The organism is Actinoplanes sp. CA-030573, assembly GCF_050951115.1.
Classification (GTDB): domain Bacteria; phylum Actinomycetota; class Actinomycetes; order Mycobacteriales; family Micromonosporaceae; genus Actinoplanes.
Genome location: NZ_CP192038.1, coordinates 3,203,398 through 3,216,289, shown reverse-complemented (window position 1 = coordinate 3,216,289; position 12,892 = coordinate 3,203,398). Strand labels below are relative to the sequence as shown.

Sequence of the window (12,892 nt, the reverse complement as noted above, 5' to 3'; positions counted from 1 at the left end):
CCTCGTAAGCCAGGTTGAGCTGTGACAGCGCTGCCTATTGCGTGCTGAGATCGCCGAGGGCGTCGGCGTCGTACGTGCTGGCGACATGGAACGTGACCTGACGCAGAGTCCACGCAGCGCCTCCTGCCCGGCCGAGGCGTTCGTCATCGGCGCTGCTCAACCATATCGACCAGATCTGCGCCAGCCCAGTGAGGCGGCTGCGGGCTTCGTCGAGGTCTTCGGTGATGAAGGGGGCCAGGTCGGCCTGCGTGGTGATCGCGGATTGGTGCCAATGGTCCGGCAGCGGTGCCTGACCGGCTAGCCGGGCGTCCAACTCAGCGAGGTGATCGATGAGGTGATCGGTGATCCGCCGGATCGCCTTGTGTGGGGTGTAGATCCGCCCGTCGAGGTGCCGCGGTTCTCCGCCCCAAGCGGTCCAGGTTCTGCGCCAGGCCCAGAGCGTGCGCCACAGACTGACGGATCATTTCGGCTGGATCTCTGCCGTCGGTGTCGCGAACGTCGTCGCTCACGGCGTGCTTCACCTCTCCCCGGTCAGCTGGTCGTGGCGGGCAGCGTTCGCACGGCGGCGACGACGGCGATGGGCCGCTCAATCTGCGGGAAGTGGCCGACGTCGTCGAGCACGGTCAGCGGGATGCCGGGCAGTAGATCGCGGACGTCGTCGAGAACAGCGATCCCGATCGCCGGGTCGAGGGCACCCCACACCACGGACAGGGGCACCGGGGTGGAAGCCAGGGCGGCGCGCCAGCGTTCCCGGTTGGCTACGCCGTCGGCAATGTAATGCACGAGCTGCGGTAGCCGTGCCGTGCCGGCATCTGAGGTCAGCGCAGTCCAGTGGGCGCGCAGCTCGTTGTCGGACGGGCGCCCGGCATCGGAGAACAGCGGCCGTAGGCTGGCGATGAACCGCTGCTCGGTCATGCCACGAGCTAGCACCGGGCCGAGTAGCGGGTTCGCCAGCAGCCGGGTGATCCGGGCCGGTGTGTAGTGGTCCTGGATCAGGGATCCGTTCATCAGTACCATGCCCCGCAGGCTGACGGGCACGGTCCCCTCGGCGGCCCGGGCGAGCAGTTCCCGAGCCACAGATGTGCCGACGTCATGGCCGACCACCGCGGTGTCATCGATACCGAGGTGGCTCCATACTTGTAACAAGACGTCAGCATGTTCCGCGGTGTGATAGCGGTGCCCGCGGGGCTTGTCCGAGGCACCGTACCCGGGCAGGTCCAGACTGATGACGGTGTAGTCTCGCGCCAGCAGCGGCTCCGTGCGGGCCCAGTCCCACGACGACGTCGGAAAGCCGTGCAACAGCGTCACAGCAGGTCCGTCTCCACGGACGCGGACGAATACCTGCGCCGGTGTCCGGCCGCCCGCCAGCGCGACCCGCACCTTACGGCCACCGGCCTGCCACTGCGTTAACGTCTCCACAAAATCCTCCTGGTGCACGATGGGCGTACCTTGCGCCTGGTCACTCCATCGCACACCTTCGAGTTCACTCGAAGTCAAGCTAAGATCCGGCCATGACGTTGAGCGTGGGTGAGCTCGCGAAGCGCTCCGGGGTGCCGGCCACGACGCTGCGCTACTACGACGCGATCGGGCTGCTCGTACCGCAGCGGCTGGCGAATGGCCATCGCCGCTACCCCCAAGCCGCTGTCGGGCGACTCGAGCTGGTCCGCGCCTGCCGGTCCCTCGGGCTCAGCTTGGAGGAGGTCGCCGCCGTGCTGGGTCCCGCCGCGGGCAGCGGGCGCCGGGAGGTGGCGGAGCGTAAGCTCTCGGAGCTGGACCGCACACTGGGTCACCTCACTGCAGTCCGTGCCGTCCTGGCGCACTTTGCCCAGTGCCGGCACACCGCACCCGACGACTGCGAGGCGGACGTGCGCACCGCGTTGTCCGCGTCGAACCGCCAAGTCTGACCCGGCGGGTCAGCACGTCGGACAACGTTGGCCCAGCCGAGTACGCGATCAACCGGACGGTGTCTTCGCCGGTGGTGCCGCTCGAATACCGCTGACGGAACACCGGCCGTTACCGTGAGGCCATCTGCCTCTCGCGGTGCCGACCTTGACTCCGTCATTGAGATGCCACTAGTCACCGACCGATGGCGCTGCCACGACGTCCGCTTCTTTGGCTCGCGTCGTTGGCGCTCCGAGGCTGGTGAACGCAGTGGTCGGGGTGCTCGCGGTGAGCATGCTGTTGACCGTGGCTGCCTGTGCCGCGGACTGGGTAAACGCGCTGCACGAACACTCCCTCGGCTTCGGGCAGTGGCTCGCTGTGGGCGCCACCGCATGGATTCCTCTCGCTGCGACCATGGTCCTGCGGTTGGTGAAGGAGACTAGTTGATCGCCACACCGGGGCCGATCAGCGCCACCAAATATTGCACGACGAACGACACGTCGGTGACCGCGGTCAAGCAGAGCAGGCACAGGAAGGTGGCGAGGATCGAAACCGCCGCGACGATCAACGGCACGGCGGCGAGCAACGAGCCGAACATCGCCAGCAGCACCAGCAGGACGCCGGCCGCTCCCGGCACCACTTTAAGGAGCACGCTGCGGCGTCCGCCGCCCGAGGTCTCTTCCAGCACGGTGGTGCCGGTGACGGCCAACGGACGGCCACCGACGTCGGTGTGTGACGCGGCCGCCTCGATCGCGGGCAGCGCCGCGGCGTAGGGCTCCGGCCCGGGCAGCACGCGCGGGTAGACCAGCGCGACAAGAACCCGGCCGTCCGGCGACGCGAGCTCACGGGCGCCGGCGGGGGTGAGCACGCCGCTGCCGGGCACGGCCGCGGTGACCGGCGCCACCTGGTGCTCGAACGCCGCGCGGGCGCCGTCACCGGGTGCTGCCGGGCGGGCGACCAGGACCACCGGATCGGGCGCGCCGCCGCCGCCCGTGACGGCGGTGATGCGCTGATTCGCCTCGTAGGCCGGCTGCCCGGGAAGGGCGAGCTCGTAACTCAACCGGTCGACCGTGCGCGGTGGCCAGCGCGCCGCCGGCCACCGCGATCACCAACCAGGCAACGACCACGAGCGCGCGATGCCGCAGCATCCAGCCCGTCCACCGGCGCATGGCATCGCCCAACCATAAGCGTCCTTATCGGCCGACTCTATAGTTCTCCCATGGGAGCTGTCGAGACGCCGCGTTCCGGGTGGGCCGGAGGCGACCCCGGCGCGGTGACCGGATGGACGCTGGTGCGGGCGCATCACGCCGCCGCCCGCCTCTTCATCGAGACCCTCGGCCAGGCGCATTTGACCCCCACCCAGTTCGGTGTACTCGTCCAGGTGGCGACCGAGCCGGGGCAAAGTCAGGCCGAGCTCGCCCGCCGGGTCCTGGTGACGCCGCAGAGCATCGAGGAACTGCTCGCCTCACTGGAACGGCTCGGGCATATCAGTCGCACTCACCGGCGGCGCGGCACGGCGACGACCGTGCAACTGACCCCGTCCGAGTGGGACGCCCTCGATCGCGCGACGCCGTTGGTGCAACGGCTAAACACCCCGGAGGCACTCGGCCTGACGCCCGACGAGAGCCGGAGGCTCAACGCCCTGCTGCACAAGGTCCTGGACGCGACCAGCCGGTGACCACGAACGGCTATGACGGCCAGCAGAATCCCGCCGATCGAGTCGACGAGACCGCACGCCAGGACTCGACGATGGAAAAGGTTCCGGCCCGTTGATCGATGCCGCCGCGGATCACGTAGTCAGTGGTGGGCGGGGTCGCGTCGACGGAAGGGAATCAATGAAGTCTGTGAAGGGCCGATGGCTCCGGCGACTGGCGTGCGCCGTGCTGGCGGCTACGGCGGTCGGTCTGTTCGATCCGGGCGCTGCCCTCGCCGAACCGGGCGTACCGGCGCCTCCCAACGAGTTGCTGTCGGACAGCGGCAAGGGCGCCGTCTCGGCCGCCGACCGGGACTTCGTCGTCAAGGTACGCCTCGCCGGGCTGTGGGAGATACCGGCCGGCGAGATGGCCCAGCAGAAGTCGAAAGACCCGCGCATTCAGAACATCGGACGGCAGATCGCCGCCCAGCACGTGGTCCTCGACAAGCTGGACCGCGAGGCCGCCAAGAAGCTGAACATCGAGATACCGAAGATTCCCAACTCGGATCAGCAGGGCTGGCTCGGCGAGATGCGAGACGCGCAGGGGAAGGAGTTCGACCAGATCTACATCGACCGCCTCCGCGCGGCGCACGGCAAGATCTTCCCGGCCATCGCCACCATCCGGGCCAGCACCCGCAACGACACCGTCCGTAAGCTGGCCCAGCGCGCGAACCAGTTCGTCATGACGCACATGACTCTGCTCGAGAGCAGCGGGATCGTCGACTTCGCCGCGCTACCGACCGCGCCCGCCCCGACCTCGGCCGCACCGTCGTCCTCCGCGCGGGCGACCACGGCGACCGCCGCCGAACGTCCGGCTCCGACGGGCCTCGCGGGCGGCGTGCTGGCCGCCGTCCTGATCGCCGGACTGGCCGCCGGCTTGTTCGCCACCTGGCGCGTCGTCGCCGCTCAGGGGCGGCGCCGCCGGCGGGAGACCCGAGCGCGATACGACTACTACGAGACGGGACGACAGCCGGACTACGCCGACAGTCGTAGAGCGCGCTAGAACGGGGCGCGATGGCACAGGACAAGCGGCCGGAAGAGGATGCTCGCCCGCCCGTGCCGCCTCCGTTCGGCAGCCGCAGCCCCGCGGCGATACCGTACCGGCGCCCACCGGCCACCGGCGCCGCCGGCCCGGCGCCGGTCGGTGCGACCGGGACGGCGCCGGCGGATCCGGTCCGGACGGCCACGCCGCCGGACCGGGCCGGGCACGCCGCGCGGCCGGCGGCCCGGCCGGTGTTGATGCTCGCCCTGCTGCTCACGGTGGTGACCGCGGGCGGGTCGGTGATCCTCGTCCGATCGGGCGAGGTCCGGCACTGGTCGGCGGGCGCCTCGCGGCCGAGTCCCCCGGCTGCGTCACCGGCCGGGCCGGCGAACAGGCCGCCGCCACGATCCGGCACCCGGCAGCCGTCCTCACCCCCGGCGCGGCGGACCGCCGCCCCGCCGCCGCCCGCGCGGTCGTCGGCGCCGCCGGCGGCCGGCTCGGCGGTCACCCTGCGGGTGCGCGGCAACGCGCGGGTTCTGCGCGTGCGAGCCACGAACCTCGGCTCACTGCTCGTGCGCGTGGTCCGGCTCGATCACGGCCGGGCCCGGGCGCGGCTCGTCGACGGGCGCACCGCGGATCTTCAGCTCTCGCCGGAGCGCGGCTCGGCGCCCACGGTGGAGGTGCTGGTCGACGCGTCCGTGCGGTGGAGCGTGCGCACCGAGGGGCGGATCGGCGAGACCGACATCGACGTGTCCCGCGGCGCGGTCGGCCGGATCGACGTGCGGGGCGGGCCGACGGTGCGCCTGGCGCTGCCGGAGCCGGTCGGCGTCATCGCGGTACGCATCGACGGCGCCGTGCGGCGATGCGAGGTACGGACGCCGGCGGACGCTCCGGCCCGGATATCCGTACGCCGGGGAAACCGCGTCGTCGTCGACGGGGAGGCGCAGGACGGCGGTCGTGGCCCCCGCACCCTGTCGTTCGGCGCGACCGCCGCATCCCCGATCGTCGACTTCCGGGCGGACGCCGTCGTCTCGCTCCTGTGGAGCCGCTCGGGCAACCCGTGAGCCACACGAGACGGCTTTTCGGCCGGCTTCACCTCCTGGGACAGCTCTCCTACTCGGACCGAACGTCTGACAGGTGCGATATGGCGGGCGAGGAGTCGGCCAGAATGTCCTCGATCAGCGGTTGAAGTTGGCCGCTGGAAGGTCCGGTCAGCGGAATCGGATGCCGGTAACGGCGGCAAATCTGCATTGGGGAATCTTGGACGTATGCTTCGGATCCGGTGCCCAGGCTCCGTGGCGGACGTGAAGGCGGTGACGGGGTGGCTATCAACGCGGGCGACCCCGTCGTGCGCCGGACGCGTGGGAAGTCGAAGGCCGCCAGCTGGCGGCGGCCCAAGCATGTCCCGACGGCGGTGATCCGCCTGGAGCTCAATCTGACCGACCGGCGGGTCCGCCGCCGCGTGGAGGCCATGTTCACGGCCGAGTTTCAGCTGCGGCGAGCGTTGCAGAAACAGGCACGTTCCCGGGTGGATGCGTATTGGCGGGCGCACCGGCTACGCTCCAGGGTCGATCCGAAGCAAGCGCGCAAGCGGTACGGTCTGTCGCGTAAGGCGTTCGAGGAAGCCGCAGCGGCACATGTCGACCGGTCGGGATGGCTTCGACGGCACCTGACGAAAGCCTTAGCCATGCACCTCGCGGACGAAGTATGGGAGACCGTCGACCGGCATCTGTTCCCCGACGCCTCCGGCCGCCGCCACGGCCGCCCGAAGACCGGCGGCTGGTTCGACTCAACCCGGATCCCGGGCCGAGCCCGATCCCATACCAAGCCCCGCGTGTGGGAGTCGTTCCGTCTCTCAGGCACCCTCGAATGGCATCGGGCGGCATTCCCGCCTCGGCATCCGGGGCCAGCACTCATGCAGCCGCAACGGATGCACGCGCCGGAACCGCCGGACGGCGACTGGTGGGACCACGACGGGCAACTGGTGGTCGTGTTCACCGGCTGCGGCGACGACCTGGTCCTGCCGGTCCGGTTGCCGGAAGGCGCCTCGGCCCAGGCCCGGCTCACCCATTTTCTTGGCCGGCCGCAGCTGTGGCACAAGATTGACCTTGTCCAGGTGCAGGACCCGCATGCCCCTGGTGGGTGGCGGGTCTACGCGCACCTGATGACCCTCGGCCCCGGCTGGACGAGCCCGCAGCACGCTTCCGAACGTGCAGCCGCACCGGCCGATCGGGTCGGTGGCGTTGACGGCAACGTCTCAAATCTGTCTGTCGTCTCCATGCCAGCCGACCCACAGGAACCGGCCGGTCTGACGAGCGGCCAGGTCACGATCTCCCCTCGGCAGCGCGCCGCCGCGGACCGGGCCGCGGTGACCGCCCGGCGGCGGCAACGCGCGTTGGACCGGTCGAGGCGCAACACCAACGCTGAGCAGTACCAGCCGTCGAAACGACAGCAACGCCGCGCTGACCGGCGCGCGGGCGCGGGCCTGCCGGCGAAGATGTTGCACACGCCGCGCGGTGCCCGGTTGGCCGGCTCCGCAGGACGGCCGAAACGCGCGTACCGACGCGACCAGCTCTCCGACACCTACCGGGCGATCCGCGTCCGGCACGCCGTCGCCGGCCGGTCGGCGTCGCAGGCGAAACACGCCCGTGCGGCTGAGGTGGCTCGGCGGATCGTCGCCGCCCATGGGCCGCATCTGGTGGTCGAGCACACCGACATACGCGGCTGGGCCCGCCTCTGGGGCCGCGGAATCCGGATGTTCTCACCGGGTATGTTGATCGCCGCCTTGAAGACCGAGTGCGCTGCTGCCGGCGACAGGCTGCTGAGGGCGGGAACCTGGCAGACAGCGTTGTCGCAGCAGTGCCCGTGCACGCACCGGGCCAAGAAACCACCGTCGCAGCGCACCCACCACTGCCCCCAGTGCGGGCTGACGGGCGATCGGGACCTGGTTGCGGCGGCGATGGCCGCATGCGTCCAGCTCACCGACTCGCACGACCCGTGCACCGCCTTCATTGCTGACGACGTACGGGTTGCCCTTGCGGCCCGGCTGAACGATCCAGGGCAGCGAGAGGCCCTGACCCGGTCAACCGCATCAACCCTAGCCGGCCCCAGTGGTCGTGCGGCGGTGACTGCGGCAGCCTCCCACCATAGGCGGGCGGCCTCTGCCGGGCGAAGGAACCGACCAGACGGGCACCCGCCGATGAACCCAACGCCACACCATGGCACCACGGTCACACGACGGAACCCACCGCAAGCAACCCCACCCAGGGTTGGGCCGGACCGTGAGAAGCAACCACCATTGCGACTCAACTCTTAGGCTACGGCGGTGCCCGAAGCCACGGCCGTGCGGCGGCTGACCAAGAGAACGCTCGTGACGGTCTCGCACGCCCTCGAGCAGGCGGCGCTCGCGGCCGCCGAGGACGGGCCCATGGTGGTCTTCGCGCTGTTCCAGCGCCTGCCGTACTTCGAGCGCGAACGCCGGATCTATGAGCGCATCGCGAGCCGGGCGGCGGCGACCGTGGTCGGTCTGGTCGGCGGCGAGGCGCCCGGCATGCCGGCCGACGCGTACCCGGTGCTGCTCGACGAGAAGGAGGAGCTGGCGCGGGAGTGGACGGTGGTGGTGCTGACGCCCCGGTTCGGTGCGGTGCTGGTGGCCCACGACCTCGAGCAGGTCGAGCCCGGCGCGGCCACTTTGGAGAGCGGCCGGCTGTTCGAGGCCCGCACCGGCCTGCGCCGCGACGATGCGCTGCACGAGGTGCTCCGGCTGCGCAACCAGCTGGCCGACCGCTTGCCGGCGGACGCGCTCTCGGCGGTGGACGCGGTGGTCGACCGGGTACGCGATCTGCCGGCCACGCCGGGCGAAAGCCGCGCCGACGCGGTCCTGCACCTGCTCACCGCGCGAGCCGAACGCGACCACACCCGGCTGCGGACCGGCGCGCACCGCGCCGCCGAGGCCCCGCCGCAGCCGCAGACCGGCGACACCGACCTGGCCGGCGAGCCCGGGATGCGCAGGTGGACGGGAGCCGATGGCGTCACCGCGTCGGGCGTGCTGCCGGTGGCGGTGCTGGCCGTCCGGGTCGCCCACGCCGAGAGCGGTCAGGACGGCCCGATCGGGCGTACGGGGACCCGGCAGCAGCAGGCCGCCGTGGAGCTGCTGCTGCGGCGGTTGCGGCCGGGCGACCGCGCGACCAAAGTGGGCGACAACGACTTCCTGCTGTTCCTGCCGAGCCTGCCGCTCGACGACGCGGTGGCCTTCGCGTACGGGCTGGCCGCCGACTTCGCCGAGACCCGCGGCTCTTTCCTCGCCGCGACATTGTCCGTCGCCCTGACCGTCACCCGGACCCGGCCGCTGCCGGTGGACCAGCTCCGGCAGGCCCTGGAGTGGGCGATCGCCCGGAACGCTCCGGTGGTCACCATCGAAAGCTAGCGGCCGTCGGCAGCGGCAATGGCGTCGGCGGCGATGGCGTCGACGTGACCCACCGGGCGCACGCGCACACCCTCCCGCAGGTCCCGCTCGATCGTCAGCACCGTCCCGTCGTGTCCGACGACCACGACGGCGTCCTGCCCTCGTGCGGCGATCCCGGCGACCCCCTGCGGCAGCGTGGCGAGCACCGTCGGAGCCACCGGCCGGGCGGCGGCGTCGCGCAGGCGCCAGCCGAGGACGTCGAGGTCGTAGGAGCAGGCGATGACCACGATTCCGTCTCCGCTGCCGAGTACGGCCAGGCTGCCGACGCGCTCCGGGAGCGTCAGTGTCACGGCTTCGGCGGCGAGGAGCCGGATGTGCCGGGCGGTGGCCGTGGCTATCCGCCCGTCCCGGGAGGCGGCAATCGCCGTCACGCCGGAGGTCGAGCGCCACCGCAGCCGGGGCGGCTCGTCGCGGGCCGGGCGGCAGGTCAGCGTCCGGTTGCCGGCCGCGACGAGGAGCTCGTCGCCGAGCGCGCCGAGCGCCTGCGCCGGCTCGCCGCCGGTCTCCAGCTCCCCGCTCGCGCGCAGGGTCCGCGGATCGAGGAGCACGGGAGCTTCGGTGTCGGTCGCGGCGATCAGGACCTCGCCGAGCCGGCAGAGGGCGTGAGCGGCCGCGGGCAGCGCCGACGTCGTGGTGCGGCCGGGGGCGCAGCGGATCAGCTCACCGGTGGCGGTGCCGCAATAGACGGCCTCGTCGTCGGCGGCCAGCGACAGGACGGGACCGGTCGCCCGGGTGACCGTGCGGGCCTGCTCGAGGTTTTTGCCGGCGACGGACAGCACCAGTCCCGAGGCGCAGCCGATGACGACGGTGTCGTCCCGGGCCAGGACGGCGGTCGGCCGGTGCCGGCCGTCCGGCGATGGCTCGTGGGGCCGGCCGGTGGAGAGCTCGAAGAGCCGGGGCCGCTCCCCAGGGAGCCCACCGCGACGGCGTCACCCCGGACCGCGAGGGAGGCCGGCCACATGGTGGCGTCGGTGTGACTCCATCGCTGGTTGCTGTCGGTGTCGAAGGCCTGCACCGAGCGGGTGTAGCTGCCGACGACCAGGATCGCCCCATCGGGCGACCACGCGACGGTGCGCAGTGCGGCCTGACCGGTCCGGACGGTCCGGACCGGCTCCAGGGTGGGTGAGCAGAGCTCGACGATGCCGTCCTCACGGGCCAGGGCAAGCGTGCTGCCGTCGGGTGACCAGGCGCAGGCCTGCACGCCCTTGGCCGGCCGGCGGCCGATCGACTGCAGGTCCCCGGTCGTCTCGCCGGCGGTGACGAGCCCGTCCCGCCGGACCACGGCCAGGCGGCCGTCGGCGCTGACCGCGAAGCGGGCGCAGTCGCGCAGCTCGCGGAGGCGTTCGCCGGTCGTCGCGTTCCACACCACGAGACGGCCGTCGTCGCCGTGGCCGAGCAGGTGCCGGCCGTCGGGGAGCCACTCGACGGCGATCAGCCCGCCACCGTGGCCGCGCAGGTTACGGTACCGCTGGACGGGCCGGTCCCCGACGATGCGCCATACCGTGGCGGTGCCGTCGCCACCGGCGGTGACCAGCAGATCCGCGGCCACCGGGTTCCAGGCGGCGCCGGTCACCGCGGCCGGGTGCGGCAGGACCGCGATGGCCGACGGCCGGGCGGGATGCTCGGTGTCCCAGACGACGGCCGTGGCGTCCCGGGAGCAGCTGACCAGCCGGCGAGCGCCGTCCCGGAGCGCGACGGCGGCGATCGGCCCGTGCCGGGTGGGCACCATCACCCTTCGTGGCGACGGAGGTGGACGACGACGCTCGCGTACTCGCCCGGTGGCAGCGGCAGCGGGAGCCCGTCGCCGGTCAGGACCGCGGCGGCGTGCGTGACGCCGGTGCTCAGGTCGCGGTACCGGTCGGTCGCCCGGAGGCCGCGCAGCCGTACCCGCGCCACCGGGGGCGCGAAGTCGGCCGCGGGTCGCCAGGCGATGACGACCAGGTCGTCGCCGTGGTGGTACTGCCAGGCGCGGTGCCCGGCGGCCGGCCGCAGCCGGTGCAGGGCGCCGTGCTGCACGACCGGCCGGATGGCGCGGTACGCGTCCACGAGCTCGGCCGCCTCCGCCATCTCGGCGTCGGTCCACGCCGCGAGGTTGCCGCCGATGCCGAGTACGCCGGCCATCGCAACGTGGAAGCGGAAGCGCAGGGGCACGCGGCGCCCGGTCAAGGGATTGGGGCTGTCAGTCACCCAGCACACCATGCCGCCGGGCGCGTAGAGCTGCGTGTGCCCGTGCTGGATCGCGAGCCGGTCCACCGCGTCGGTGTTGTCGCTGGTCCAGAACTGGTCGGTGCGGGCCATGACGCCGAGGTCGACCCGTCCGCCACCGCCGGCGCACGATTCGACCCGTAGCCGCGGGTGGGCCGCGCGCAGCCGGTCGAGCACCTCGTAGACACCGTGCGCCTGCCCGGTCCACGAGTGCGGCCGGCCCTCGGTGATCGGCCGGTTGCAGTCCCACTTCAGGAACGTGGCGCCGGTCTCGCGCACCAGACGGTCCAGCCAGCCCAGCGCCCATGCCCGCACGTCCGGCCGGGTGAGGTCGAGCACCAGCTGATCGCGCAGCTCGGTGGGCGCCGGGCCGGGCCGGTGCAGAATCCAGTCGGGGTGGGCGCGGTACAGGTCGCTGTCGGCGTTGACCATCTCCGGCTCCACCCAGAGCCCGAACTCCATGCCGAGGTGGCGCACCTTGGCGGCCAGCGGCGCCAGCCCGTGCGGGAACCGCTCGGGGTTCGGCGTCCAGTCGCCGAGGCCGGCCCGGTCGCTGGTGCGGGCGCCGAACCACCCGTCGTCGACCACGAACAGCTCGGCGCCCAGCCGGGCCGCCCGCTCGGCCAGCGCCAGCTGTCCCTGCTCGTCCACGGCGAAGGAGGTCGCCTCCCAGGAGTTGTAGAGGATCGGCCGCAGCTCGTCGCCGTGCGGCAGCACGTGCCGGCGCTGGTAGTCGTGCCAGGCGCGGCTGGCGGCGCCGAAGCCGCCGCTGGTGTACGCGCCGGCGAAGACCGGACTGACCACTGTCTCGCCGGGCCGCACCGTCGTGCTCAGCCCGCCGTGCCCGGAGCCGCCGAGCACGCTGCAGCGACCCTCGGGCGTCCGCGATGTGGTGATCCACCATGACCCGCTCGCGGCGAGCGCCATCGACCACACCGGCCCGGTGTCCTCGTCGGCCGCGCCGTCGTCGAGCATCACCCACGGGTTGGTGTGGTGCCCGGTCAGGCCCTGCCGGCTGGTCAGCACGGTCTCGGCGACGGCCAGCGGCGTACGGTGCACCTGCGCCTCGCGGGACCAGTGCCCGGCGACGTGGCTGAGCCGGTAGCTGTCGCGCGGGGGGACGCACCAGGCCGCGGCGGCGTGACTGTGCAGCACCACGTCGTCCGCGTCGCCGGTGTGCCGGACCACCGACCAGCGCTCGATCACGTCGCTGCCGGGCCGGCTGCGGTAGTGCAGGTCGACGGCGAGCGGCCCGCCCGGGTCGGCCAGGGTGACGACGAGCTCCCGGTCCGCGATGCGGTGGCCGGCGATGCGGAACCGCAGCGGGGTGGCCGGCTGCGGGTCGAGCAGGCCGAGCGCCGGCGGGCCGAAGCGGGCGCCGGTCTCGATCGGGAACTCCTCGGCGCCGTCGAGCCGGCCGGCGAAGGAGTCGTGGTGCGGTGCGGTCCAGGCCGGAACGCCGGCCAGCAGGTCGACCGCGATCGGTTCGCCCCAGTGGATCGGCAGGACCGTCCCGTTGTCGTGGTCGAGCCGCACCGCGTACGTGCTCGCCTCGGTCTGCAGGGCGACGGTCCGGCCGTCGGCGGAGACCTCGATCGAAGGCAATGTGTGCTCCAGGAATGCGCCGGCTCTTCCGCCGCCACGGAGGCCGCCGCGGGGCGGAAGA

Annotated in this window: 11 protein-coding genes; 6 read left to right on the top strand and 5 right to left on the bottom strand. The window is 72.4% G+C overall.

Going from position 1 to position 12,892, the window contains the following annotated elements; translation table 11 throughout:
* Positions 1 to 34: 34 nt before the first annotated feature.
* Together ACQP2F_RS14980 and ACQP2F_RS14975 are read right to left on the bottom strand one after the other, a co-directional pair.
* Positions 35 to 313: a hypothetical protein gene (locus ACQP2F_RS14980; protein WP_433304428.1), complete on the bottom strand. Its 279-nt coding sequence runs from the start codon at positions 311 to 313 to the stop codon at positions 35 to 37.
* 218 nt (positions 314 to 531) lie between these two features.
* Positions 532 to 1,437 (bottom strand): alpha/beta fold hydrolase, encoded by a 906-nt coding sequence (locus ACQP2F_RS14975; protein ID WP_433304426.1) that lies wholly within the window; start codon positions 1,435 to 1,437, stop codon positions 532 to 534.
* Between the two features lie 74 nt (positions 1,438 to 1,511).
* On the opposite strand from ACQP2F_RS14975, the gene ACQP2F_RS14970 reads away from it, so the two are divergent.
* A complete protein-coding gene (locus tag ACQP2F_RS14970; protein WP_433304424.1) occupies positions 1,512 to 1,904 on the top strand; it encodes a MerR family transcriptional regulator in 393 nt (130 codons plus the stop codon).
* A 416-nt stretch (positions 1,905 to 2,320) separates the two neighbouring features.
* Here ACQP2F_RS14970 and ACQP2F_RS14965 read toward each other — a convergent pair whose 3' ends face one another.
* Positions 2,321 to 2,941 (bottom strand): MMPL family transporter, encoded by a 621-nt coding sequence (locus ACQP2F_RS14965; RefSeq protein WP_433304422.1) that lies wholly within the window; start codon positions 2,939 to 2,941, stop codon positions 2,321 to 2,323.
* 159 nt (positions 2,942 to 3,100) lie between these two features.
* Here ACQP2F_RS14965 and ACQP2F_RS14960 point away from each other — a divergent pair, with 159 nt between their 5' ends.
* The 5 genes from ACQP2F_RS14960 (at position 3,101) to ACQP2F_RS14940 (ending at position 8,982) form a co-directional block, all read left to right on the top strand.
* Positions 3,101 to 3,559, top strand: coding sequence for a MarR family winged helix-turn-helix transcriptional regulator (locus tag ACQP2F_RS14960; RefSeq protein WP_433304420.1), 459 nt, complete (start codon positions 3,101 to 3,103; stop codon positions 3,557 to 3,559).
* A 157-nt stretch (positions 3,560 to 3,716) separates the two neighbouring features.
* Positions 3,717 to 4,577 (top strand): DUF4142 domain-containing protein, encoded by an 861-nt coding sequence (locus ACQP2F_RS14955; protein WP_433304418.1) that lies wholly within the window; start codon positions 3,717 to 3,719, stop codon positions 4,575 to 4,577.
* Positions 4,578 to 4,588: 11 nt separating this feature from the next.
* A complete protein-coding gene (locus ACQP2F_RS14950; RefSeq protein ID WP_433304416.1) occupies positions 4,589 to 5,620 on the top strand; it encodes a hypothetical protein in 1,032 nt (343 codons plus the stop codon).
* A 257-nt stretch (positions 5,621 to 5,877) separates the two neighbouring features.
* Positions 5,878 to 7,872 (top strand): zinc ribbon domain-containing protein, encoded by a 1,995-nt coding sequence (locus ACQP2F_RS14945; protein WP_433304414.1) that lies wholly within the window; start codon positions 5,878 to 5,880, stop codon positions 7,870 to 7,872.
* Positions 7,873 to 7,881: 9 nt separating this feature from the next.
* Positions 7,882 to 8,982, top strand: a complete 1,101-nt coding sequence (locus ACQP2F_RS14940) for a DICT sensory domain-containing protein (RefSeq protein WP_433304412.1) — start codon at positions 7,882 to 7,884, stop codon at positions 8,980 to 8,982.
* Positions 8,983 to 9,676: 694 nt separating this feature from the next.
* On the opposite strand, the gene ACQP2F_RS14935 is transcribed toward ACQP2F_RS14940, so the two are convergent.
* Positions 9,677 to 10,747 (bottom strand): WD40 repeat domain-containing protein, encoded by a 1,071-nt coding sequence (locus ACQP2F_RS14935; RefSeq protein ID WP_433304410.1) that lies wholly within the window; start codon positions 10,745 to 10,747, stop codon positions 9,677 to 9,679.
* Between the two features lie 2 nt (positions 10,748 to 10,749).
* On the bottom strand, positions 10,750 to 12,831 hold the full coding sequence (locus ACQP2F_RS14930) for an alpha-galactosidase (protein WP_433304408.1): 2,082 nt from the start codon (positions 12,829 to 12,831) through the stop codon (positions 10,750 to 10,752).
* Between the last annotated feature and the right edge of the window lie 61 nt (positions 12,832 to 12,892).

What these genes read in the sequence shown, in the direction of transcription:
- ACQP2F_RS14970 (WP_433304424.1), top strand. Translation starts at nt 1,512, where the DNA reads ATGACGTTGAGCGTGGGTGAGCTCGCGAAGCGCTCCGGGGTGCCGGCC.
- ACQP2F_RS14960 (WP_433304420.1), top strand. Translation starts at nt 3,101, where the DNA reads ATGGGAGCTGTCGAGACGCCGCGTTCCGGGTGGGCCGGAGGCGACCCC.
- ACQP2F_RS14955 (WP_433304418.1), top strand. Translation starts at nt 3,717, where the DNA reads ATGAAGTCTGTGAAGGGCCGATGGCTCCGGCGACTGGCGTGCGCCGTG.
- ACQP2F_RS14950 (WP_433304416.1), top strand. Translation starts at nt 4,589, where the DNA reads ATGGCACAGGACAAGCGGCCGGAAGAGGATGCTCGCCCGCCCGTGCCG.